Origin of the sequence: Nostoc sp. NMS7 (genome assembly GCF_017115085.1) — a bacterium.
In the GTDB taxonomy this organism is placed as follows: domain Bacteria; phylum Cyanobacteriota; class Cyanobacteriia; order Cyanobacteriales; family Nostocaceae; genus Nostoc.
The window spans coordinates 1-21507 of the sequence record NZ_JABXKJ010000140.1 but is presented as its reverse complement, the minus strand read 5'-3'; the positions used below and the strand labels follow the sequence as shown (position 1 = coordinate 21507).

Sequence of the window (21507 nt, the reverse complement as noted above, 5' to 3'; positions counted from 1 at the left end):
AGCTATGATTACCATCGCCTCCATTCTGTTATGGTTATAGTTTGAAAACACGCCCTAGGCTTGGACGAACAACTTGTTAGGCAAGCTGTACAACCAAAATCCTAAAACAATTAATAATATATAGCTGACGGAGCGCAAGACTTTGCACCCCGATATTTCGCTGTATTTGACTCAGTTATTATATTAAAATCTGACGGCTTAAAATACTCATAACCTCACCTGTATTAGTGGTTGCTAGTAGTGGACTCCAGTCTTTAATTGCATAGCCAATTAACCTCACCCCGATAAAGCTGTGCTTTATCTCCCCTCTCCTTGCTAAGGAGAGGGGCTGGAGGTGAGGTTTTGATGTGATGTACTTCATACACCTGGGAACCACTATTAACGTCAGGAGTTAAAAACAAAAGGCAATTTAATTTATACTATTCTTTTATTTGTTAAATGTGTTACATACATAACAGACATACCCTTTTAAATTAATCTTAATGGAATTTCAGTTATTCTTAATGATTAATTCTTTTTTCATGAAAGTGAATTAAATAAAAAAATATCTTAGAATTGAAAAATAAATATTGATAAACAGGTGAGACTTTACAAGCATTATCACCTACATCATGCATGGTAAACAATAGAAAAACGCATAGCCAATGACTAACGTACTATGGCTACAGGGTGGTGCTTGTTCAGGCAACACTATGTCATTTCTCAACGCTGAAGAACCCACAGTCTGCGATTTAATTGCGGACTTTGGCATTAACTTACTTTGGCATCCCTCCTTGGGAGTGGAACTAGGCAATAACTTACAAACACTGCTGCGGGATTGTATTTCTGGCACAATTGCTTTAGATATCTTGGTATTTGAGGGCAGTGTTGTCAACGCTCCCAACGGCACTGGCGAATGGAATCGGTTTGCCGATCGCGCCATGAAAGATTGGTTAGCAGACCTCGCCAAAGTTGCTAAATTTATCGTCGCCGTGGGAGACTGTGCCACATGGGGAGGAATTCCGGCGATGTCACCTAACCCCAGCGAGTCGGAAGGTTTGCAATTTCTCAAACGTCAAGAAGGCGGCTTTTTAGGTAAAGATTTTTTATCGCAAGCCGGATTACCTGTAATTAATATACCTGGATGTCCCGCACATCCCGACTGGATTACGCAGATATTAGTTGCGATCGCTACTGGGCGCATAGCAGACATTGCTTTCGACGAACTAAATCGTCCGCAAACCTTCTTCAACAGCTATACCCAAACCGGTTGTACCCGCAACATCCACTTTGCCTACAAAGCCTCAACCGCCGAATTTGGTCAGCGCAAAGGTTGCTTATTCTACGACTTGGGTTGTCGTGGCCCCATGACTCATTCCTCTTGCAACCGCATCTTATGGAACCGCGTTTCTTCTAAAACTCGTGCTGGAATGCCTTGTTTAGGTTGTACAGAACCAGAATTTCCTTTCTTTGACCTCAAACCGGGAACCGTATTCAAAACCCAAACAGTCATGGGAGTTCCCAAAGAATTACCGCCAGGGGTGAACAAAAAAGACTACGCCTTACTCACAATGGTCGCCAAAGACGCAGCACCACCTTGGGCAGAAGAAGACTTTTTTACAGTTTAGTCATTAAATTTTGTAGTTATCGCCGAAAGTTCGGCACCACCTCAAATTTTAGGTGCGTTATGGACTTTAGTCCTAACGCACCCTACAAAACTACAAAACCTTAATGCTGATAAAAAATAGGAGAAGAGAATGACAATTCAATCATTAGATATATCACCCGTCGGTAGAGTTGAAGGTGATTTAGATGTCCGAGTTGATATTGAGAATGGGCGGGTAGTCAACGCCTGGACACACGCCGAATTATTTCGCGGATTTGAAGTTATCCTACGCGGCAAAGACCCTCAAGCCGGATTAATTGTCACGCCTCGCATTTGCGGCATTTGCGGCGGTTCTCACCTAACTTGTGCATCTTGGGCATTAGATACAGCTTGGGAAACAGAAGTTCCCCGCAATGCAATTTTGGCCAGAAATATCGGTCAAATTGTCGAAACAATTCAAAGTATACCCCGCTATTTTTACGGACTCTTTGCGATTGATTTAACCAATAAAAAATATCGCCATAGTCGCTTTTATGACGAAGCTGTTAGACGCTTTGCTGCTTTCACTGGTAAATCTTACGAAGTAGGCATCACAATTTCCGCTAAACCTGTAGAAATTTATGCACTATTAGGCGGACAATGGCCTCATTCCAGCTACATGGTTCCCGGTGGCGTGATGTGCGCCCCTACTCTCACAGACATTACCCGCGCTTGGGCAATTCTAGAATATTTCCGCACCAATTGGTTAGAACCAGTATGGTTGGGTTGTTCTTTAGAACGCTACGAACAAATCCAAACTTATGACGACTTCAATAACTGGTTAGATGAAGACCGAAATCATCGAGATTCCGACTTAGGTTTTTATTGGCGCATGGGTTTAGATATCGGTCTAGATAGATATGGTGCTGGTGTTGGTAAATATGTCACTTGGGGATATTTAGCCCATGAAGATAAATACCAAAAACCGACTATTGAAGGACGAAATGCGGCAATGATTATGAAAAGTGGAGTGTATGACAGCTTCGCAGACACTCACACCTTAATGGAGCAGTCATTTACCCGCGAGAATACAACTCACTCCTGGTACGATGAAGGAACAGCAGACATTCATCCTCGCGATCGCATCACTAAACCCACTGCAAATAATACTAAAGACTTCGATAACGCCTACTCTTGGTCGAGTGCAGTCCTTCACAAAGACTTCGGACGTTTGGAAACCGGCCCCTTAGCGCGTCAATTAGTTGCAGGTGGTAAACATGGCGAATCTTGGCAACACTACGACGGCTTGATCCTCGATGTCTTCAAACAAATGGGTGGTGCTAGTATTCATGTGCGTCAGCTAGCACGAGTTCACGAACTTGTCAAGTTATATCGGCAAGCTGAACATTGTTTACGCGAATTTAAATTAAACGACCCTTGGTATATCAAACCCAAAGAAAAAGATGGCAAGGGTTGGGGTGCAACAGAAGCAGCGCGCGGTTCCTTATCTCACTGGGTAGAAGTGGAGGGCGGTAAGATTAAGAATTACCAAGTAATCGCCCCAGGTACTTGGAATATCGGTCCTCGTGACGGTGAAGGTATTCGCGGCCCGATTGAAGAAGCTTTAATTGGGACACCCATTTATGATTCTAGCGATCCGGTAGAAGTTGGTCATGTGGCGCGATCGTTTGATTCATGTTTGGTGTGTACAGTCCACGCCCATGATGCTAAGACAGGTGAAGAGTTAGCGCGTTTTCGGACTGCTTAAGTTTAAACGCAAAGTGGCGCGAAGGTAAGCGCCGAGGTACGCGGAGAATTTTCTATCGTACCTCTATCTTACTTTTAGATAGTAGTATTTACTCAATAGTTGTTAACTCTTCTTCAAAATCATCAACTAAATTAGATTGTCCTTTTTTGTCTATTTCCTGCTTAATGATTCTTTTGGAAATTTCTCGACTAACAACTTTTCCTCTTTCAGATAAAAACTGCTCATAATCATCGTTCCAAATCCCAAAAGTATCTAAATTCTCTATTAAATGAGTTTTCATAGTAGTCTCCAACTCATGATTTATTGCTTGAAATTTAGCCATGTACTTTGAAGGCGCATTTGCCTTAATTTCCCTTTTGTTCAAAAAGTCGTCTACTATGGTGATGTTTAGAATATGGTTGATGTACCAATCTAAATAATCCTGTTTTTTTTAAATGTGCTTTTGGGAAAAAGTGATGATAATTTTTGCTATTTGCTTGTTTTAGCCAATAGTTACTAACATTGACGATAGCGTTATCATTAAATGACTTTGGTTGATGATACACATATATACATAATATTGCTTTAATATAACTTCTAGACGTACTAAACCAACCATTATACTTAATAAATTCTGCTGAAGTATCAATTGACCAGTCATAGCTAGGTAAATCTCCAGCAAGAATTTGATCTATTCTTTTTATATCTTGTGCTAATTTACTTTCTACAGAAGAAGAATAGCGTCCAGATAAAGAACATCTCCAGAAAAAATCTTCTAAATATTTTTGTTTATCATTAGTTGGTTTATCTTTGTGGTGAAAGAAGAAATATGAAAAGGGAATGATTAAGGCATTATATGGAAGTAACTGAGAAACCGGGATACGATAAAAATTTCTGAAATACTCTACACTGCGTTCAATAGAATCTATTGCTTTATCCCAAACATCAATAAAACTATTCTTATCAAGTTTTAATATGACTTGTTTTTTACACTCCTTGGAGAGATTGAATACTGATAGCTTTCAATCCTATTTTTATAAGCTTGAATTTTGTCATGATAGTTCTGAGGATATGCTGCTAAAAGCAAAAAACTACCTTTGAGTCAATTGAGAATACTAATCAAAGTTTTTTCATCTTTACCCTCAATATCAGTAATGACTATTTGATCGAAATCTTCGGCTTCTAAATCGATGAATATTTGTGAGAAATTATCTTATCTTCCGTCTTCTCTGGTTAAAATAACGCCTTGCAGACTAGCAAATAAGCTAGTTAATCGCTGCTGTCCATCTAAAACGTAATCAACAAACTCACCTGGCTTTGGTTCTGGTAAATCTAGCTTACCAATGTTTTTCACTGAGCGAAGACGTTCATTAGTGCGCCAAAAAATGAATGTGCCAATGGGATAACCTTTGATAATGCTGTCAATAAGAGCAGCAGATTTCTGCATTGTCCAAACGAATTCTCTTTGAAATTGGGGAATTTTAATTTGACCATTTTCAATTTCTCCTACCAAAGTTGAAAATGTTTTGGTTTGAGGTTCAGGTAGTTTCATATCGCACTCCTAGACAAATTTTTTTATTTTGGCCGCTTCATCATAGCCTTCGCAATCAACTATGTCAGCAAAGTGAAGCAAAAAACTAGTATCTAATTGTTTGATCGGTTGTACGTATAAACCAAGTGTTGACGAAAAGCGATCGCCCTTGCACCACTATGACAACCAGACTAAACTTAGTTTACAGACTTAGTTTAATCTTATGGAAACTGTAAATATTCATCAAGCTAAAACAAATCTCTCAAAGCTTTTGTCACGCGTAGAGCTTGGAGAAGAAATCATTATTTCCAACCGAGGCATTGCGATCGCTAAGTTGGTTCCGTTTCGCTCCTCATCAAATCGACTCAATAGTTTAGGGCAGGATAAAGGGCGTTTTGTAGTGCCAGATGACTTCAATGCTCCAATGCCCGAAGAAATTTTGGCAGCATTTGAGGGCGGTTAGGAGTGAAACTTTTGCTAGATACGCAGTGCTGGTTATGGTGGTTTACCCAACCAGAGCTTTTGAATGAAGCAGCAATCGCCCATATTGGTGATGAAACCAATGAATTGTGGCTCTCAGTTGCTAGCATTTGGGAAATAGGGATAAAAGTTGCGATCGGCAAGTTACCACTGTCAGACCCCCTAGACAGTTATATTTCTAGTCGGATGACGGTGTTGGCAATGCGATCGTTAGAGATTACAGCACCTCATGCTTTACGAGCGGCGGCATTACCTTTGCATCACCGAGATCCTTTTGACAGAATGTTGATTGCACAGGCTCAGATAGAAGATATGACGCTTGTGAGTGCCGATTCAATGTTCAATCAGTACGACATTTCACTACTTTGGGCAGGCAAATCGTGAGATTTTAACATTTGATTTCTGGTTAAGTGTTAAATTTCATCGCCACTCCAGCATTTCTTCAATCGTCAAACCAATATCACTCGCAATCTGCCGTAGCAACCTTGGTGAGATGTCACGCCCTTTGTGAAATGGGACTGTTGTTCCTCGTCCATCTTCGTGTCGAAACTGTTTGTGTGAGCCTTTCTGACGTACCTCGACAAACCCAAGGCTCTCCAATATTCGTACAACTTCTTGGGGTTTCAGAACAGGAATATTACTCATCGTCTACTGAACCACAATCTGTTGTATACCTACAAACTCTGTCTCGAACACCAGATCCTCATCCTCTAGAAGCATCTCAATAACTTCACGCAAATTTTCCTGCAATTCATCCAAGGTTTCACCTTGAGAATGCGCTCCAGGAAAGCCAGGGACATAGCCAACATAGAACTTAGTATCAGAATCTCTTTCAACGATCGCAGTAAAAGTTTTCATATCACAATCATGGACAACCCACTTACAGCTTACTAGATTGGTCATCCACCTGAGCGATGCCTACGGCTGGCTTCGCCATCGCATTTGCTATTTCGGCGATCGCATTTGCTATTTCGGCGAGTCCATTTGCTATTTCGGCGACACCATTTGCTATTTCGGCGAGTCCATTTGCCATTTCGGCGAACCCATTTGCTATTTCGGCGAACCCATTTGCCATTTCGGCGACACCATTTGCTATTTCGGCGAACCCATTTGCCATTTCGGCGAGTCCATTTGCTATTTCGGCGAGTCCATTTGCCATTTCGGCGACACCATTTGCTATTTCGGCGAACCCATTTGCTATTTCGGCGATCGCTCTACCAACTCTTTTAATTTGAGAGGATGTTTGAAAAGTAGAGTTTTTGCAATGCCCAACACCCTTTATTCAAAACTCGTAGCGTAACATACTAAAACTTATAGAAACAGTGCGTTAGGCTTGCGTTAATGCACTTCAACAAAACAGAAATTTACACGGTAAGCTTGTGTCTGATTTAGCGCTACACGAATATCTTCCTCGCGTTCCCGATGCAGCATTGCAAGAATTCATCGAATGGTGTGTTTTAGAGCAGGCAAAAGCCGCAGAATGTAACTTTACTCCAGATAGAAGTAAGTTAGATAACTTGCCACCAGCAGAATACATTCCGAAACTTGTCGATCAGTTCATGAAAGTTAAACCAGACCCAATTAAAGCAGGTTTAGTATCAGCGATCGCTGGTAAGGAAGCTGACAAACATGGTTTATCCGGTTTAGCAATCGTAGCTGATTTTGTATCTCTTTATGTCAAGTATTTAATTCCTAAAGAGGGAAGTACTAGAGAACAGGCTGAAGAACTCTTGACTAAAGCATCACAACATCAGTCTGAGAAACTGACTGAAATTGCCAAGAAACATGGTGTAGAGTTCTAGTTTACTACTGATAAATTATTTTTCAGGGGCTTTGCCTATATTAATTAGTCAGAGCCTCTATTTCATTCACTGGTGTTTTCCTTAGCGACATTCCCTGTGCTAATCCTAGACCTATTGCTGAAAAAAGTAAAAATCACAACAATTTTGTTAAAATGTTAAAGTTAACGTTTTTGATAAAAGCTAGTTATGGACTGGAAAACCTACGAAGAAACTGTAAAAAGCATATATGAAGCTTTAGGTAAAAAGCAGCGAGTTAAGATTGTATGCTATGGACATTCCTGTAAATCTACTGGTAAATCTGGAGTAAGTCATCAGGTAGATGTCATAACTTCTCACGATGTCGGAATTCATACATACAAAACAGCTATTGAATGCAAGTATTGGAATGAAAAAATTGATAAAGATAAAGTTATGAAACTCATTGAAATTCGTGATGATTGTAACTTTGATAAAGCTGTTATTGTATCTAAGCTAGGTTTTACTGAAGATGGAGCTAAGTATGCTGAATATCACAATGTTGGTTTAGTAGAGCTTAGAGAACCATTAGATCAAGATTTGCAAAATAGATTAACAAGTATAAATATAAATATTCAAGTGCTTATACCAGAAATATTATCTTTTAATAATGTTTGTGATGAAGAAATCAAATTAGAAGTCAAAATAGATGATAGTTATTACTTAATGCCAGATGGTGATCAAATAGAAATTAGAGATATAATAAATGATTTTTTTCAAGAACTGGAGCAAGCAAAACAGTTTGATCAACCTGTATTTAAAGAAATTTTATTCTCTAATCCTACATATTTAAAGATTCGTAATACACAGTTAGAATTAAAGGTTAATTCTTTAAAATTCCAAGGTATTATAAAAACACATACAGAACTAGTAGAAATACGAGAAAACTATATATGGTTAATTATGAAATCTATTTTTGAAAAGAAAATGTTTATTATATATCCTGATAGTACAATGCGTGAAGTTGCATACGAGTAATATTGCTTAAGGTTTAACTCAATTTGCAACTGCTTAAACAATTAAATCTCATTCCATGCTAACAATCATTGGTTGCGGTAATCTCAATCGCAATGACGACGCAGTAGGCGTAATCATCGCCCAACGCTTACAAAAATATCTAGCTGAAAACCCTCATCCTCATGTGCGAGTATATGACTGTGGCACCGCCGGGATGGAAGTAATGTTTCAAGCTAGAGGTAGTAAACAATTAGTGATTATTGATGCAAGTTCAACAGGTTCTGAACCAGGTGCTATGTTTAAAGTTCCAGGAAAAGAACTGGAAGCTTTGCCAGAACCTAGTTATAACTTGCACAATTTTCGCTGGGATAATGCTTTAGCCGCCGGACGGAAAATCTTTCAAAATGACTTTCCCCAAGAGGTGACAGTTTATTTAATTGAGGCGGCAAATCTTGCTTTTGGACTGGAGTTAAGTCCTGTTGTCAAACATTCTGCTGATTTGGTTTTTGAAGAACTAACCGCACTTATCAACCAGAAAAATGAGTAAAAATTCCTAACTCCTGTACAGACGCGATTAATCGCGTCTCTCCTAACTCCTAACTCTTCTCTTAAGCCCAATCCCGATAAACCGAAAGTTCATCTACCCTCATTTCAAAAGGTACACCTTGACTCTCTGGCGGACAAACACGGATTTTAGCACTGCTGATAATTCCATATAGTAATGTCCCCATTGGCACAATTTTTTGCAAAATACGCCAATTAGTAACTTGATCGGGACATTCAATTACCAATGTTAGAGCATTGGCATGGGTTGTGACATACCACCGACAATTAGATAGAAGATTTTGAATCGTGCGATCGCAAGCGTCATAAAAGTATCTACTAATAGAATATTCTAGTTGCTGCCGCAGTATAATATCCGCCGATGTCGGTTGTATAGGATGTGAGTCATCACCATTAAAGTAATACGTCTTTCTAAGCATCTCTCTTTAGCTTCCTACTTATCTTCCAATTACCATTCCATAAAGTACATCTTTATTTGTTTCTAATAATTCCTGGGTTTCTTCATCATAATAAGCACCAATTCCACTACACTGAATTCCCAAATAATTACTAGTTAAATAAAGCCTCTGTCCGAGAAAACCAGCTATTTGCATAGCAGTTTGATAATTTAAATAATCTGACACAAAAAATAAAGTTACAGCGCTATCTTTAGCAATAGCCTGATTAATACATAAGTAACCCGTCTTTTCACTAAAATTACCCGTCTTAACCAGATACGTACCTTTATATAACCCAGGTGTCATTCCCTCTACTCGATGCACCACTGAGTAAATTTCTATTTGCTCATAGTTTTCTGTCGGTATTGGCTGCTGAAGTTGCTGCACTATATATAAATAATCTTCTTGAGAAATAGACTCTTTCCGGAAACGTCTAATAGAACGTCTATCCCAAACTGTGTGATAAAATTTATCCTTATCAAAGTCAAATTGAGGATACTCTAATTTCTGCTGGCGACTCTTTTGGAGAGTAGTTGCTTCATAGGCATCTTCAATAAATTGATTAGATTCAAAATAATCAGTACCGCAGACAAAAGGAACTTTCAGCCTTAAGCGTCTGATTTTTTTGTCTTGTAGTTCTCCTGACACTGCACAAGCAGTAATAAACTCTTTATTCTCAAATCCCAAATCGGAATTGAGAGCGAATTTATCAAAGTCGAAAATTAGTTGTATATCTCGGTTGTGGAGAAAAGCTGAAGCTGCAACAGCACCTAAATGGTGTCCGCTATCTAATAAGCAATATCTCATGCTTCTATTTTGATATTTCCAGCTAGACCTATAATAAACACAACTAATTAAAAAGATGAATCCGTTGATACTTTTACCCGGTATAATATAACTCTCAAACCCATCATCAATTAATTCATAGATGAGAGTTAGACAATTATTCTCAACTTCTAGATGATATATTCCATCTACTATTCCCTCAATCCCGCGAACCTGTACGTAAACTTCTGTAGGATACAAAGCGCCTGCTGATGGATTGACTCGCAGTGTATAAAGACTATCTTTATACACTTTTTCTAGGGTTATTGTACTGGTTAACGAGATAAAAGAATGAACAGGATTATTGAGATTTAATTTCACTCTCCGATAAAATTTTGGATAAACTTTAAATGCAGATGGCTGTGTTGATGCATCTACATAATTTGGATTAAGCTGTACCGATAAGTAAGAATGCTTGGTAGCTTCATGATAGGCTTTGCCCGATATCTTACTTTGTGGCATTTTTAAGTATCCTTAAAACTTCTACGTTACTCGCAAAATCGATGGCTTTATAGTCGTCTAAGTTTTTCAAAGTTAAGTTAGGATGATGCTGCAAAAGTAGCTTGATGACTTCTGTCTTTCCGGCTGAGGCTGCATACATTAAAACAGTTGCACCGTTATCATTTTGGTTGTCAATATTAATCTTGACAGCCAGCAGTAAATTAATTAAATCGTAGTGATTACCAAAACAAGCAAACCACAAAGCATTGTTGCGATCGCTATTTCGAGCATTGATATCCACACCTACATCAATCAGTTCTTTAACGACTGCATAAACTCCCTCTCTTGTCGCTTTCATCAAAGCTGTATCACCATTTTCACCTGGCTGATTTAAATCCTCAAGACTATAGCCTTTTGCTATTAGCCATTGGGTTGTTACTTCACTCAAATATTGACTGTTTAATTGACTCATACTTCTTCTTTAAATGTCACAAAAGGAAGTAAAATTCAAGCATAAATTTGCTTGGAAAACTTAATGGTGGGCAATGCCCACCATTATTTAAAAATGCTATATGAATAGCTAAACTCTAGTAGTTAACCAAAGCAAATTTGCTAGATATTCAAAAATTTGGGAATCCGAAAAAGTCTTTCCTTACTTCCTACTCCCCGCGCTCACCCAGCAATTTTCGGTTACTCAAAGTACTAATAGTTTATTAAGCTAACTTTGCTTAGTATGTACTAAGTACTTCAGTGTTTAACACAACGACTAAAGTCCTTACTACAAACTTATTTTACCCAGCATAGTTAACTTGACAGACGACTAAATTGACTTCCAACAATTTAGCTTAGTTATATATTATCACTCTGATAATTTAGAATTATGAATCATTTATAAAGATCCCCAAATATATCTCCGAAAAAATCTTGAAATACACTCAAAATGCAGCATTTTTTACCTCGTTCCCAGTCGGAGACTGGGAATGCCCCTCATTGAGCCTCCGCCTCCCTTACTAACGCCAGAGCCGCAATGAGCAGTATTTCCAGCCAGATGCTGGAAACGACGTTTTAAATATTCCCTACAACAAACTTGGTTCAAATAAATGAAAACTGCTGTAAGTTACTTTAAATAAAGTAAATTCGGTTATTAGTCAGTTGTTAATGTTACTAAATATTAGCGATATCTAAAACGTGAAACACCTACCCTATTCACCATCAATATCTGAAAATTCTCAAATTGGATGTAACGTTTTCATTAAAAACTCATAATTATGTAATAGAAAGGGGATTTAAACCGTTCGACTGAGCGCTCACGACGAAGCCTCAACTAAAACAGGACTGCTTGTAGAAGCACCCGGTACAAACTCTTTTTAATTATGAATTATGAATTAGTTTGAATCTTGTGTTTAATAAAACAGAGAGATGACGCTGAGATTTCCTTTATATACCTGATAGTCATTAAGAAATATTAAATGATTGCCTTTTTAAACCAAAATGTGCTTCAAAATGTGCTACTTTATTTAAGTATAAGTAAGACAGAGACAAAAAATGGAAATTAGCGCTCGGAATTCTCTCAAAGGTACTGTAACAAAAGTTGTGCATGGTTCAGTTAATACTGAGATAACTTTAGAAATAGCACCAGGAGTAGAGTTAGTGTCAATCATCACAAAATCATCAGCGGAAACGCTCGGACTTGTAGAAGGTAAGCAGGTTGTTGCTGTGATTAAATCATCAGATGTGATAGTTGGTGTTGAATAGAAAAATAAGCAAGTTGCCTTTTGTTGCAAGCGGCTCTTTGCATTCATATCTATAAATTGATTGGCCTCACTCCTGGAATTAATTAGCAAAGGAGTGAGGTCAAGAGAGTATTATATAGATAGATGTTAATTAATTCAATTATCAATAATACGGACATAAATAGCGCGGATACTTTCTATATCTAGTGCTAAAGATGTATTTCCTACTTGAATAATTAATGAGGGAAAGTGTTGTTCTAAAGTGATATTAGTTCCTGGTGTTACCCCCATTGATATCAGTTTTCTCAAGATTCTTTCATCCTGACTTTTACAGAAGGTGACGATTCCTCGCTCTCCCGTCTTCAATAATTCTAATGAACAGCCAGTCACACTAAAGCGGGTAAACATTTGAATTATAAATTAGGGATTGTGAAGGGAAGAAGGAAGTATATTTTCATCCTTCTTCCTTCATCTTTTATTTAGTCGCCAAAGGCAGCAACCAAAGTAATATGTTAGACGAGATAGGGTTCTTGATGTGTTTTAATTGTGCAATTAGAACGAGGATAAGTAACACAAAGTAGAGCGAATCCTTTAGAAATCTGATCGTCATCCAGGAAGTTTTGATCTTCTTGATTAATTTCGCCTTCGACGACTTTGCCAACACAACTAGAGCAAGAACCTGCTTGACAAGAAGCCGGCAACTCAATACCATTTTCTTCTGCTGCATCTAAAATGGTAGTCTCTTCGTCAACTTCAATTGTGGTGTCGAGGTCTTCTTTTTTGTTGATTAATCTAACTTGGTACGTAGCCATTTTCCGATTCTCCTCAAACGTTATACAGTTGATCTAATTTCCGAAGTTTTTGAGCAACCTATCCTACTCTTTGCTTCCCTTTTTCTTACGCAGAAGCTACGCTTTAGCTAGTTTCTCTATAGGGGTAAGGGATGCAACGCGAACGAGAAGCCACCTCAAAGGCATTGAAACTCTGCGGAGTACGTCTATGAGAAGCCTTTACAGTCAGACTTGGCGCTAACGGAATGATGTTAGCTGCAAGGTACACCAGTAGGCTTACTGTCGCCTGTTTTGAGGGACTTTCCACAACCACCGCAGTTATCAGTTGCATTGGGGTTGGTGAACTTAAAACCGCTTTCCACCACTCCCTCAACGAAGTCAACCACAACTCCTTCTAATAACGGCGCACTTTTGGGATCAACGTAAACCACCACTTTGCCTTGCTGGGTTACTAAATCATCTGGTTGGGGCTTGCTGATGATATCGATCGCATATTCATTGCCATTGCAACCACCATTTTTTACAGAGATGCGGACACCTTTAGTTGCGCCATTAGCGTCGGGTGCGGAATTTCTCAGGAATGTCCACAGATGAAATTCTGCTTTTTCTGATAAAGTAACGGTCATCAGTTCTCCTGATTTGTAGCGATTATTTATTCTGATTTCAGGTGTGGGTTGTCATTTGTCCTTTGTTTTTTGTCAATTGTTATTCACTAATGACAAGTGACTAATACTTCGACTTCGCTCAGTACAAGTGACTAATAACTATTTTGTGCAATACCTGTGGGTTCCATCGAATTGGATTGCGCGTGTCTCCAAGGGGCACTATTACCGCATACTGGACAAGAGCGATCGCGGTGAGAACGGCGTTTAGCAAATTCCATCCGATTCAGGTCGATTGTCAGCAATTGCGACAATAGAGGCTGACTAAACCCGGTGATCAGCTTGATAGCTTCCAAAGCCGTTAGACAAGCTAATGTCCCAGAGACAGCGCCTATAACTGAAAAGCCGCGCTGATCCCAATCAGGCTTTTCGGGAAACAGACATGACAAACAAGGAGTCACACCAGGAATAATCGTGGTCAGGTAAGCCTCCATCCCATTCATTGCGGCTTCCACCATTGGCTTACGCGATCGCACACAGGCTTCATTTAACAAATTGCGCTCTGTAAAATTGTGGGCGCAATCAAGAGCCATATCAGCAGACTGCACTAACGAATCTACATTTTCCGGGGTGATGTAATCATGAACAGCTTCCACTTGGACATCAGGATTAATTGCATCCAGAGTTTCTTTAGCTTTAAATACCCTTGGCTTACCTACCCAATCATCAGTCATGAGAACCTGACGATTCATATCATCTAGCCGCAAGTCACCACCCCGGACTAAGATTAGCCGCCCAACGCCTGCTACTGCTAAGTAAAGCGCCGCCGTACCGCCTAATCCCCCCACACCTGTAACCAGAACTGTCGCTGACTTCAGGCGCTTCTGTGCTGTTTCGCCAAAATTCGGAAGCATCATTTGGCGACGATAGCGTTCTAATTCGGTAGGCGTCAGGTTAACCAATTTATACCTCCTAATCAGAAGTGATTTCTGTCAGTGTGACTACATTTTTCGGCTTGTCGTTAAACACTTTGAACAGTTTTTGTTCGTGAGGTGTTGAGTCGATAAAGACCTGATAGGCTTTTTGCAAAGCCAAAGAATATTGATTTAATTTCTCTTCTTGGCTCAAGTCAGGAGAATTATCATCAATTTCTTTTATGTATTGAGAAAACTTTTTGAGAATATGTAGACGATTTACATTCACAACTTCTACATCGTAGGACATATCAAAGAATTTAAAAAATTCTTCTGCATCTACGAGCTGCTTGAATTCAGCAATAGTTCCGGTCATTTAGCATTCTCCAATTTATTCAGATGTTGCTTAAGTTCATCTAACTGGCGATAGATTTCATAAGTAGCCGCCGCAACATCCATAAGTTGTGTGTAATCTGTTGGTAGCCCTTCAGCTAAATCATGCAGATCCATTTTCATTTGACCAGCTTTGCTATTGAGGCGTCTGATTTGTCCTTGTAGTTCCTCAATAGTTATTTCTTCCGCTTGCACAATTAGCCACTCCTTATTTTTAAGTTAGGAGTTAGAAACTAGGAATTATGAGTTATAAATTAGGAGATGTGAATCATGAATTATCAGTTAAAAGCTAACTTAAGTCCTAACTCCTCAGTCCTAACTCCTCACTTGTTAAATATTGCCAACTTCAGGAAAGCGCTTCGCCAAATCAATGCCTTTTTTGACGTGATTTTCTCCCTCTTCTGCTAATTTATCCAGGGAGTCAAAGCCAAAGCGATGAGCATCTCGTAAGGTTTTCACAGCTAACAAAAGACGGCCAGAAAAAACTAGCGCCCAACCAAATCCTTCATGGCTTAAATCAACCACAACCTGGGATATTAAACCTGTTTCCTGTTCAATCCCAGCAGCTACAGCTCGAAAAAATGCCATAATTCGAGCTTGAGTTACCGGATCAACTTCGGCCTCAACGGAGATTTCGCGTTTCTTTTGTTTAGTGACAATAAAGGGTTTGAGAATCAACTCATCAGACCAATTACGATAAAATCCATAACTGTCTTGACCACGGATTTGTTGAATTAATACCTTAAGAAAAGGTGAGTTCAAGACTTCAGTTGTTGCGGTTCCGTTAACACTATTATTTGTGGTCATACCGTTGCTTCATTTTCAACTTCATCGGCAAAGTTTGTGGGTTTTTGCTGTAAAGCTTTACGCAACCAAGGTGGAGGATTACCTTTGAGGGTTTTCACTAGCTTATTTAGCACTTCACTAATTTCTTCTTCTTCCGATCGCGCCTTGACTGGGGTAACACCTTTCTTAATTAACCGAGCGGCAGCGCTACCACCAATTGCTATTACATAAATAATTGTGCAGTCCTCTAGAGCCTCAAGTTTTGGTGCGAGTCTACTCTCATTATTCTCTTCTTGGAGCTGATCATCAAAGTTAAGAGTCTCTACGAATTTATATCCTTCATCCGAGATTTCATAAACATCAATTTCATCTGCCGCTCCAAAATGAGTATTAATATGAACTCGGTCACTCGTCGTGAAGGCAATTTTCATCCTAGTTTGTCCTTTGTCAGTTGTCATTTATCCTTTGTCTCTGAAGTCCTGATCTAAGAAAGCCTTAGATCAGACTTCTCTCTTTGTCATTTGCTACTCATCAATGACGAATGACGAATGACTAATGACTCTTCTTGTTCTAAAAATAGGTTGCCGATGCCATACACAAGTTCCATCGTGCCTCGATAGCCAACTTTGGTAAACTGACCATTACCTAAGCGGTCATAAATGGGCAGTCCGAGACGATAAAGAGGAATCGAGAGCCGTTTAGCGATCGCACCGACATTCGAGTTACCAATCAGCAAATCAGAACCGTCTGCTAGACTCTCAAAGTCTTCCAAATCGCCGATTGTGACGTTTTTAAGCGGGAGTTTTTCTAGTAAAGGCGATCGCGTGGTAGTCACCGTCGCATGAATTTGCGCTCCCATCGATTGCAGGAAATGCACTATTGACCACAACAAATCTGGTTCCAGCGCTAAAGAAACTCGTTTTGCACCGAAATAAAAATGAGTGTCCAACATCGCATCTTGCAACTGACGGCGTTGGCGGCGATATTTTTCGGGTACGCTGTTACTACTCAGAATCGCCAATGCTTGGATAAACTCATCTACCGCTTCTAATCCAGTCAGTTCGCCAAACACCTCATAAGGTGTATCAAAGCGTTCTTCCAGAATCTTGGCAGCACCGCGCATACTTTCACCCAAAGCTAGGGTAAAAGCAGAACTACCTACTTCTTGTAGCTGTTTTAAGGTAGTCCCACTGACTGTAACAGCGCTGTAATTATCTTCTAAATGACCATCTAGAGAAGCGCCAAGGTCAGGTATAAAGATAGGTACCAAGCCAAAAGCCGTGACTATCTCTTTGATTTCCTGTACATCCCCTGGTGTGAAGGCAGAACCCGCCAAAATCGTTACTTGTTCAGTTTTGATTACACCTGGTTGAGGAATTTCTTTAACTATGCTTTCCACAGCAACGGCAAAACCATCTTGCAACGCACCTTTAAAATCTGGGGTAGGTGTAAAAACGATCGCCAAATCATTCAACTCCGGATGGCGATCGCGGATTGCTTTAAGAAAACCCTCGATGTCATCTCCTCTAGTTTCAGTCAACCCAGTGGTACATAAACCAATAATTTCCGGGTTAGCCTTTTCTACCAAAGTGAGAATTGCTTGCTCCACATTCTCTTCACCACCCAAGATAGTAGTGACTTCCGTCATTGCTGTGGTAGCTAGGGGAATCGCTTCCCGGAAATGCCGCACTAGGACAACTTTAGCAAAAGCAGTACAACCTTGAGAACCGTGGAATAAGGGCATCGTCCCTTTCAATCCCAAAAAGGCTAAGGTTGCACCCAAAGCTTGACTTTGCTTGAGGGGATTAACTGTCAATGCTTTGTTAGAAACGGTGACGATCGCCATTAAACTACCTCCTCATTCCACAGGGCAGACTTTCTCGTTCCCCGGCAAAGCCAGGGAATGCTGACAGTGAGGCTCCGCCTCATCTGCTCTAAAAGGAAGGCAGAGCCTTCAGGAATGCGTTCCCAACCGGAGTCTGGGAACGAGGGTATAAGAGCCATTAAATTACCTCCTCGTCCCAAGGAGCGGGTTTGCGTATTTGTTCCCAAATTGGGCTATACAGAGCTTCGTACAGTTCCCGCGCCATCTCGATCATCCCCACATAACCTGCATAAGGATGGTGACGTTCTTGGTTGATATCAAGGAAAGGAATTCGAGCTTTCAAAGCAGTGTATTGGTTACGACCACCAGCAATCAGCATATCTGCGCGAGTGTCTTTAACCACCTGTAGCAATTCCTGAGCGTTGCCCTTCTCCAACATAATGCCATCGTTGCCGAGCAACTTCTTGATTTTGGTTTTATCTTCCTCAGTACTTTTCCTCGTACTGGTAGCAACAACTTCAATCCCCAAGTCCCTAGCAGCCGAGATAATCGACCAACTCTTGACACCACCTGTATACAAGACAACCCGCTTACCTTTGAGTCGAGCGCGATAGGGAGCCAATGCCAAATCTAAAGCAGCCGTTTCTTCTGCAATCAGCTTTTCTGTGCGCTCCTGTAAATCAGCGTCGCCTAATTTAGCCGCGATATTTCGCAGACAACGATTCATATCATCGATGCCGTAGAAAGACTCTTCAATGTAGGGGATGTTGTAACGCTCCTCCATCTTTCTGGCCATATTTACCAGCGCTCGTGAGCAGATCATCACGTTGAGCTTGGCGCGGTGGGCGTAGCGAATTTCATTGTAGCGAGCATCGCCCGTAATTTTAGACAAAATACGAATGCCTAATTTTTCTAACAGTGGTGTAACTCCCCACATTTCCCCGGCGATGTTGTATTCACCGATTAAGTTAATATCATAGGGGGTTGTATGTTCCGGTTCTGCTGTGCCGACAACATATTCCAACAAAGCTTCACCACCAAAACGGTTGCCCAGATTTTTACTGCCGATGAATCCTGGTGCAATGACGGGAATAACAGGAGTACCAATTTTCTGGGCAGCAGCTTTGCAGACAGCATCAATATCATCACCAATTAAAGCTGTCACGCAAGTAGCGTAGACAAATACAGCTGCTGGTTGGTAGCGTTCTTTGAGTTCTAGAATCGCTTTATAAAGCTTCTTTTCGCCACCGAAGATGACATCATTTTCACCCAAGTCAGTCGTAAAGCCCATTTTGTAGAGTTGAGGGCCAGATGATAGACTACCACGACTGCCCCAGGAATTACCAGCACAGGCGATCGGTCCGTGGACTAGATGCGCTGCATCTGCGATCGGTACTAAGGCAATCATTGCACCATCAAAGGCACAGCCCCCTTGAGCCGCGCCAGGTTGTGCCTGTTGGGAGCAAGACTTGTTTTTCTTTTCAGATTGTTTGTGCTGATTATGCTCGCATCCTGGCTCAGTGAGCAGCTCGTTGATTTTGCCTTGGGTGATTTTCATCTCTCTTCTCGTGCTGGATGGCAGTTGTTCTTTGTCATTTGTTATTTGAATAACTAATGACCAATGACTAATGACTAACAAATGTATTTTGTGACATCCTCTCCACAGACATCAGCGAGGTAAGATAAAGCGCGAAAACGCAATCCTACAAATTCGTCATATAAAGGATTGAGTTTACACAGTGCTGGGATATCAATAGACCGCCCAAATAATTTAAATTGTTGCTCAAAGGGACAACAACAAGGAATTATTTGGCAAATTAGATGAGCGATGCGATTATTTTTAACCTGAATTCCATCCACTACACGGCGCAAAGGATTGAGAAGATTGTGGAACTTCCCTGGTTTTTTATAGTTAGGTGGATGGTAATTAGGATGAGTATGAGTGTGTTCGTGACTATGATTGATGGTTTCCATTTATAGATACCTTGGGTAAATGCTAGAAAGAAAAAGGGGAAAATAATTCATAATTACGAATTACGAACTTGTACTGAGCGCAGCCGTTGGCGCAGCCTCTCGTAGAGAAGTATTACGAATTACGAATTATTTTCCGCCCTTGATTAACACGCAGTGCGTTTACACAATTCCTAACGAATCAAGTCGTAGGAAATATCTGTCTTGGAAGGAATGTTGGTGTTGCGATCGATTTCTTCAAACAGGGTATTTACAACCCAGTTGAGCAGGTTGATTATACCTTGATAACCAATGGTGGAGTAGCGGTGTAGGTGGTGACGATCCATGATCGGGTAGCCAATTCTCACTAAGGGAGTCTTGGTGTCGCGCCACAGGTACTTACCGTAGGTGTTACCAACAAGGAAATCTACGGGTTCAGTGAACATCAAAGAACGCAGATGCCACAAGTCTTTACCAGGCCAAACAGTTGCATTCCTACCGAAGGGGCTAGAAGCAAGCAGTTCTCTCATTTCTGCTTCAAATACTTCGTTGCTGTTGTGAACCAAGATATGCACAGGTTCAGCACCCATTTCTAGCATAAAGCCAACTACGCTGTATACTAAATCTGGTTCGCCGTAGATAGCGAAGCGCTTGCCGTGAATCCATGAGTGGGAGTCAGTCATGGCATCAACTGCACGACCGCGTTCAATTTCCAATTCTTGAGGAATGGGTATACCACTCAGTTCGCTGAGTTTCATCAATAACTCATCAGTACCCTTAATACCCCAAGGACGGCAAACTGAGGTTGGTTGCTTCCACTCTTTTTCGATGTACTCGCGGGTTTTGAGGGTGGAGTGTGCTTGCAGAGCGATCGTAGCTTTAGCATTGATTGAATCTTCTGCATCTTCTAGCTTTGTACCACCTGGATACATATCGAACTCACCTGTGTTTGGTGAATCCAGGTAGTCGCTGTTGTCAGCTAGAATGGTGTAGTCAAAGCCGAACAAGGAAGCAATCCGCTTGATTTCGCGGTTGTTGCCTACGTAGGTGTCAAAACCTGGGATGAAGTTAATCTTACCATTGCTGGTTTCTTTCTTATGACCTGCTGTCAGGTTAGAAAGAATTCCCTTCATCATGTTGTCGTAACCAGTGATGTGGGAACCGACAAAGCTAGGGGTGTGAGCGTAGGGTACTGGGAAATCTTGAGGAACTGAACCAGCTTCCTTGGCGTTGTTGATGAAAGACTGCAAGTCATCACCAATTACTTCTGCCATACAGGTGGTGCAGACAGCGATCATTTTAGGCTTGTAGAGTTGGTAGGAGTTCGCCAAGCCGTCAATCATGTTTTGCAGACCACCGAACACGGCTGCATCTTCAGTCATTGAAGAAGATACACCAGAGAATGGTTCTTTGTAGTGACGGGTTAAGTGGGTGCGGAAGTAAGCAACGCAACCTTGAGAACCTTGAACAAAAGGTAGAGTACCTTCAAAACCAACAGCAGCAAAGATTGCTCCCAATGGTTGGCAACCTTTAGCAGGATTGACGGTTAAAGCTTCACGAGCGAAGTTCTTTTCACGATAATCCCAACCCTTCGTCCACTCTGCAACCCGTTGTACTTCTTCGGCTTCGTGACCGTTTTCAAACTGCTTTTTGTTTTCAAATAGCTGTTGGTACTCTGGTTGGTGGAATAACTCTACGTGGTCTTGAATTTTTTCTGGATTCTGAGGCATTTCTGGATCTCCAAGCTTACTGAATTCTTTACTTATCGAGGAATGAGGATTTGAGGCGGGAATGGGAGATGAGAATATGATTCAAAATTCAAAATGCAAAAACCAAAATTAATTTTTAAGTTTTTAATTTTGAATTTTGGATCCCCAACTCCCCCCTGGGGTTTTAGCCCCAGGCTATCCCTACTTATCTAGGCTCCCATTTCCCTAGACGGCAGCCTTAGCCTTAGCTTCAGCCTTAGCTTCAGCCTTCTTAGCCTGAGCTTTTTCATTCCAAGGAGCGCCAATTAATCCCCAGGTTGGGCTGTTGAGTGCCAAGTCCATGTCGCGTGCGAAGATGGCGAAGCCATCGTAACCGTGATAAGGACCGGAGTAATCCTTTTTGTGGTTTAATTCTTTTCAACAGCCTAATGTTTGCAGTAA

29 protein-coding genes are annotated in these 21507 nt (G+C 40.7%); 8 read left to right on the top strand and 21 right to left on the bottom strand.

Annotated elements, in window-relative coordinates:
* Positions 1 to 644 precede the first annotated feature (644 nt).
* The gene (locus HWQ38_RS14535; protein WP_292794662.1) at positions 645 to 1607 is read left to right on the top strand and encodes a hydrogenase small subunit; all 963 of its coding nucleotides are present in this window, start codon (positions 645 to 647) and stop codon (positions 1605 to 1607) included.
* A 129-nt stretch (positions 1608 to 1736) separates the two neighbouring features.
* A complete protein-coding gene (locus tag HWQ38_RS14530) occupies positions 1737 to 3332 on the top strand; it encodes a nickel-dependent hydrogenase large subunit (protein WP_292794660.1) in 1596 nt (531 codons plus the stop codon).
* A gap of 88 nt (positions 3333 to 3420) precedes the next feature.
* On the opposite strand, the gene HWQ38_RS14525 is transcribed toward HWQ38_RS14530, so the two are convergent.
* Positions 3421 to 3696, bottom strand: coding sequence for a hypothetical protein (locus HWQ38_RS14525; protein ID WP_292794658.1), 276 nt, complete (start codon positions 3694 to 3696; stop codon positions 3421 to 3423).
* An 828-nt stretch (positions 3697 to 4524) separates the two neighbouring features.
* Positions 4525 to 4863, bottom strand: coding sequence for a DUF262 domain-containing protein (locus HWQ38_RS14520; protein ID WP_292794656.1), 339 nt, complete (start codon positions 4861 to 4863; stop codon positions 4525 to 4527).
* 202 nt (positions 4864 to 5065) lie between these two features.
* On the opposite strand from HWQ38_RS14520, the gene HWQ38_RS14515 reads away from it, so the two are divergent.
* Together HWQ38_RS14515 and HWQ38_RS14510 are read left to right on the top strand one after the other, a co-directional pair.
* Positions 5066 to 5305, top strand: a complete 240-nt coding sequence (locus HWQ38_RS14515; protein WP_292794654.1) for a type II toxin-antitoxin system Phd/YefM family antitoxin — start codon at positions 5066 to 5068, stop codon at positions 5303 to 5305.
* A 2-nt stretch (positions 5306 to 5307) separates the two neighbouring features.
* Positions 5308 to 5706 carry a type II toxin-antitoxin system VapC family toxin gene (locus HWQ38_RS14510; protein ID WP_292794652.1) on the top strand — a complete coding sequence of 133 codons (399 nt, stop codon included), beginning with the start codon at positions 5308 to 5310 and terminating at the stop codon, positions 5704 to 5706.
* A 36-nt stretch (positions 5707 to 5742) separates the two neighbouring features.
* On the opposite strand, the gene HWQ38_RS14505 is transcribed toward HWQ38_RS14510, so the two are convergent.
* Genes HWQ38_RS14505 through HWQ38_RS14495 form a run of 3 tightly spaced genes read right to left on the bottom strand, consistent with a single transcriptional unit; the run spans position 5743 to position 6481 of the window.
* Positions 5743 to 5967, bottom strand: coding sequence for a type II toxin-antitoxin system HicA family toxin (locus HWQ38_RS14505; RefSeq protein ID WP_292794650.1), 225 nt, complete (start codon positions 5965 to 5967; stop codon positions 5743 to 5745).
* 3 nt (positions 5968 to 5970) lie between these two features.
* On the bottom strand, positions 5971 to 6180 hold the full coding sequence (locus HWQ38_RS14500) for a type II toxin-antitoxin system HicB family antitoxin (RefSeq protein WP_289794978.1): 210 nt from the start codon (positions 6178 to 6180) through the stop codon (positions 5971 to 5973).
* A 22-nt stretch (positions 6181 to 6202) separates the two neighbouring features.
* Entirely contained in the window at positions 6203 to 6481 is a 279-nt protein-coding gene (locus HWQ38_RS14495; protein WP_292794647.1) for a hypothetical protein, read from the bottom strand.
* 220 nt (positions 6482 to 6701) lie between these two features.
* Between HWQ38_RS14495 and HWQ38_RS14490 the strand changes: the two genes are divergently transcribed.
* From HWQ38_RS14490 to HWQ38_RS14480, 3 genes are all read left to right on the top strand, one after another.
* On the top strand, positions 6702 to 7124 hold the full coding sequence (locus HWQ38_RS14490) for a hypothetical protein (protein ID WP_292794645.1): 423 nt from the start codon (positions 6702 to 6704) through the stop codon (positions 7122 to 7124).
* 186 nt (positions 7125 to 7310) lie between these two features.
* Positions 7311 to 8117 (top strand): restriction endonuclease, encoded by an 807-nt coding sequence (locus tag HWQ38_RS14485; RefSeq protein ID WP_292794643.1) that lies wholly within the window; start codon positions 7311 to 7313, stop codon positions 8115 to 8117.
* A 55-nt stretch (positions 8118 to 8172) separates the two neighbouring features.
* Positions 8173 to 8643: a hydrogenase maturation protease gene (locus tag HWQ38_RS14480; RefSeq protein WP_292794641.1), complete on the top strand. Its 471-nt coding sequence runs from the start codon at positions 8173 to 8175 to the stop codon at positions 8641 to 8643.
* 61 nt (positions 8644 to 8704) lie between these two features.
* Here HWQ38_RS14480 and HWQ38_RS14475 read toward each other — a convergent pair whose 3' ends face one another.
* The 3 genes from HWQ38_RS14475 to HWQ38_RS14465 are packed head-to-tail and all read right to left on the bottom strand — an operon-like array spanning position 8705 to position 10835.
* Complete coding sequence (locus HWQ38_RS14475) at positions 8705 to 9079, bottom strand: hypothetical protein (RefSeq protein ID WP_292794638.1); 375 nt, start codon at positions 9077 to 9079, stop codon at positions 8705 to 8707.
* 18 nt (positions 9080 to 9097) lie between these two features.
* The gene (locus HWQ38_RS14470) at positions 9098 to 10384 is read right to left on the bottom strand and encodes a SagB/ThcOx family dehydrogenase (protein ID WP_292794636.1); all 1287 of its coding nucleotides are present in this window, start codon (positions 10382 to 10384) and stop codon (positions 9098 to 9100) included.
* Positions 10371 to 10835 carry an ankyrin repeat domain-containing protein gene (locus HWQ38_RS14465; RefSeq protein ID WP_292794633.1) on the bottom strand — a complete coding sequence of 155 codons (465 nt, stop codon included), beginning with the start codon at positions 10833 to 10835 and terminating at the stop codon, positions 10371 to 10373. The genes HWQ38_RS14470 and HWQ38_RS14465 overlap by 14 nt, the downstream gene beginning before the upstream one ends.
* A 1073-nt stretch (positions 10836 to 11908) precedes the next feature.
* On the opposite strand from HWQ38_RS14465, the gene HWQ38_RS14460 reads away from it, so the two are divergent.
* The gene (locus tag HWQ38_RS14460) at positions 11909 to 12118 is read left to right on the top strand and encodes a molybdopterin-binding protein (protein ID WP_292794631.1); all 210 of its coding nucleotides are present in this window, start codon (positions 11909 to 11911) and stop codon (positions 12116 to 12118) included.
* 134 nt (positions 12119 to 12252) lie between these two features.
* Here HWQ38_RS14460 and HWQ38_RS14455 read toward each other — a convergent pair whose 3' ends face one another.
* From HWQ38_RS14455 to nifK, 13 genes are all read right to left on the bottom strand, one after another.
* Positions 12253 to 12504 carry a FeoA family protein gene (locus tag HWQ38_RS14455; protein WP_292794629.1) on the bottom strand — a complete coding sequence of 84 codons (252 nt, stop codon included), beginning with the start codon at positions 12502 to 12504 and terminating at the stop codon, positions 12253 to 12255.
* A gap of 104 nt (positions 12505 to 12608) precedes the next feature.
* Positions 12609 to 12908 carry a 2Fe-2S iron-sulfur cluster-binding protein gene (locus tag HWQ38_RS14450; RefSeq protein ID WP_292794627.1) on the bottom strand — a complete coding sequence of 100 codons (300 nt, stop codon included), beginning with the start codon at positions 12906 to 12908 and terminating at the stop codon, positions 12609 to 12611.
* 230 nt (positions 12909 to 13138) lie between these two features.
* Positions 13139 to 13513, bottom strand: a complete 375-nt coding sequence (locus tag HWQ38_RS14445; RefSeq protein ID WP_292794625.1) for an iron-sulfur cluster assembly accessory protein — start codon at positions 13511 to 13513, stop codon at positions 13139 to 13141.
* A gap of 131 nt (positions 13514 to 13644) precedes the next feature.
* Positions 13645 to 14451 carry a HesA/MoeB/ThiF family protein gene (locus HWQ38_RS14440; RefSeq protein ID WP_292794624.1) on the bottom strand — a complete coding sequence of 269 codons (807 nt, stop codon included), beginning with the start codon at positions 14449 to 14451 and terminating at the stop codon, positions 13645 to 13647.
* 10 nt (positions 14452 to 14461) lie between these two features.
* Positions 14462 to 14779, bottom strand: coding sequence for a nitrogenase-stabilizing/protective protein NifW (nifW, locus tag HWQ38_RS14435; RefSeq protein ID WP_292794621.1), 318 nt, complete (start codon positions 14777 to 14779; stop codon positions 14462 to 14464).
* Positions 14776 to 14991 (bottom strand): CCE_0567 family metalloprotein, encoded by a 216-nt coding sequence (locus tag HWQ38_RS14430; RefSeq protein WP_292794619.1) that lies wholly within the window; start codon positions 14989 to 14991, stop codon positions 14776 to 14778. Before HWQ38_RS14430 ends, nifW begins: the two co-directional genes overlap by 4 nt.
* A gap of 135 nt (positions 14992 to 15126) precedes the next feature.
* Positions 15127 to 15603 carry a NifX-associated nitrogen fixation protein gene (locus HWQ38_RS14425; RefSeq protein ID WP_292794617.1) on the bottom strand — a complete coding sequence of 159 codons (477 nt, stop codon included), beginning with the start codon at positions 15601 to 15603 and terminating at the stop codon, positions 15127 to 15129.
* Entirely contained in the window at positions 15600 to 16013 is a 414-nt protein-coding gene (gene nifX / locus HWQ38_RS14420) for a nitrogen fixation protein NifX (protein ID WP_292794664.1), read from the bottom strand. Before nifX ends, HWQ38_RS14425 begins: the two co-directional genes overlap by 4 nt.
* An 86-nt stretch (positions 16014 to 16099) precedes the next feature.
* Positions 16100 to 17428 (bottom strand): nitrogenase iron-molybdenum cofactor biosynthesis protein NifN, encoded by a 1329-nt coding sequence (nifN, locus tag HWQ38_RS14415; RefSeq protein WP_292794615.1) that lies wholly within the window; start codon positions 17426 to 17428, stop codon positions 16100 to 16102.
* The gene (locus HWQ38_RS14410) at positions 17428 to 17586 is read right to left on the bottom strand and encodes a hypothetical protein (protein WP_292794614.1); all 159 of its coding nucleotides are present in this window, start codon (positions 17584 to 17586) and stop codon (positions 17428 to 17430) included. Before HWQ38_RS14410 ends, nifN begins: the two co-directional genes overlap by 1 nt.
* Positions 17586 to 18965 carry a nitrogenase iron-molybdenum cofactor biosynthesis protein NifE gene (nifE, locus tag HWQ38_RS14405; protein ID WP_292794612.1) on the bottom strand — a complete coding sequence of 460 codons (1380 nt, stop codon included), beginning with the start codon at positions 18963 to 18965 and terminating at the stop codon, positions 17586 to 17588. The genes HWQ38_RS14410 and nifE overlap by 1 nt, the downstream gene beginning before the upstream one ends.
* Before the next feature lie 74 nt (positions 18966 to 19039).
* Positions 19040 to 19381 (bottom strand): Mo-dependent nitrogenase C-terminal domain-containing protein, encoded by a 342-nt coding sequence (locus tag HWQ38_RS14400; protein ID WP_292794610.1) that lies wholly within the window; start codon positions 19379 to 19381, stop codon positions 19040 to 19042.
* A gap of 170 nt (positions 19382 to 19551) precedes the next feature.
* A complete protein-coding gene (gene nifK, locus HWQ38_RS14395) occupies positions 19552 to 21087 on the bottom strand; it encodes a nitrogenase molybdenum-iron protein subunit beta (RefSeq protein WP_292794608.1) in 1536 nt (511 codons plus the stop codon).
* Positions 21088 to 21507: the final 420 nt, after the last annotated feature.

Bases quoted from the DNA above. Each gene is read 5' to 3' on its own strand.
- HWQ38_RS14465 (WP_292794633.1), bottom strand. From the start codon at position 10,835: ATGAGTCAATTAAACAGTCAATATTTGAGTGAAGTAACAACCCAATGG.
- HWQ38_RS14500 (WP_289794978.1), bottom strand. From the start codon at position 6,180: ATGAAAACTTTTACTGCGATCGTTGAAAGAGATTCTGATACTAAGTTC.
- nifW (WP_292794621.1), bottom strand. From the start codon at position 14,779: ATGACCGGAACTATTGCTGAATTCAAGCAGCTCGTAGATGCAGAAGAA.
- HWQ38_RS14530 (WP_292794660.1), top strand. From the start codon at position 1,737: ATGACAATTCAATCATTAGATATATCACCCGTCGGTAGAGTTGAAGGT.
- nifN (WP_292794615.1), bottom strand. From the start codon at position 17,428: ATGGCGATCGTCACCGTTTCTAACAAAGCATTGACAGTTAATCCCCTC.
- nifK (WP_292794608.1), bottom strand. From the start codon at position 21,087: ATGCCTCAGAATCCAGAAAAAATTCAAGACCACGTAGAGTTATTCCAC.
- HWQ38_RS14450 (WP_292794627.1), bottom strand. From the start codon at position 12,908: ATGGCTACGTACCAAGTTAGATTAATCAACAAAAAAGAAGACCTCGAC.
- nifX (WP_292794664.1), bottom strand. From the start codon at position 16,013: ATGAAAATTGCCTTCACGACGAGTGACCGAGTTCATATTAATACTCAT.
- HWQ38_RS14515 (WP_292794654.1), top strand. From the start codon at position 5,066: ATGGAAACTGTAAATATTCATCAAGCTAAAACAAATCTCTCAAAGCTT.
- HWQ38_RS14480 (WP_292794641.1), top strand. From the start codon at position 8,173: ATGCTAACAATCATTGGTTGCGGTAATCTCAATCGCAATGACGACGCA.
- HWQ38_RS14535 (WP_292794662.1), top strand. From the start codon at position 645: ATGACTAACGTACTATGGCTACAGGGTGGTGCTTGTTCAGGCAACACT.
- nifE (WP_292794612.1), bottom strand. From the start codon at position 18,965: ATGAAAATCACCCAAGGCAAAATCAACGAGCTGCTCACTGAGCCAGGA.
- HWQ38_RS14485 (WP_292794643.1), top strand. From the start codon at position 7,311: ATGGACTGGAAAACCTACGAAGAAACTGTAAAAAGCATATATGAAGCT.
- HWQ38_RS14460 (WP_292794631.1), top strand. From the start codon at position 11,909: ATGGAAATTAGCGCTCGGAATTCTCTCAAAGGTACTGTAACAAAAGTT.
- HWQ38_RS14520 (WP_292794656.1), bottom strand. From the start codon at position 4,863: ATGAAACTACCTGAACCTCAAACCAAAACATTTTCAACTTTGGTAGGA.
- HWQ38_RS14475 (WP_292794638.1), bottom strand. From the start codon at position 9,079: ATGCTTAGAAAGACGTATTACTTTAATGGTGATGACTCACATCCTATA.
- HWQ38_RS14495 (WP_292794647.1), bottom strand. From the start codon at position 6,481: ATGGCAAATGGACTCGCCGAAATAGCAAATGGACTCGCCGAAATGGCA.
- HWQ38_RS14400 (WP_292794610.1), bottom strand. From the start codon at position 19,381: ATGGAAACCATCAATCATAGTCACGAACACACTCATACTCATCCTAAT.
- HWQ38_RS14455 (WP_292794629.1), bottom strand. From the start codon at position 12,504: ATGTTTACCCGCTTTAGTGTGACTGGCTGTTCATTAGAATTATTGAAG.
- HWQ38_RS14470 (WP_292794636.1), bottom strand. From the start codon at position 10,384: ATGCCACAAAGTAAGATATCGGGCAAAGCCTATCATGAAGCTACCAAG.
- HWQ38_RS14445 (WP_292794625.1), bottom strand. From the start codon at position 13,513: ATGACCGTTACTTTATCAGAAAAAGCAGAATTTCATCTGTGGACATTC.
- HWQ38_RS14410 (WP_292794614.1), bottom strand. From the start codon at position 17,586: ATGGCTCTTATACCCTCGTTCCCAGACTCCGGTTGGGAACGCATTCCT.
- HWQ38_RS14425 (WP_292794617.1), bottom strand. From the start codon at position 15,603: ATGACCACAAATAATAGTGTTAACGGAACCGCAACAACTGAAGTCTTG.
- HWQ38_RS14505 (WP_292794650.1), bottom strand. From the start codon at position 5,967: ATGAGTAATATTCCTGTTCTGAAACCCCAAGAAGTTGTACGAATATTG.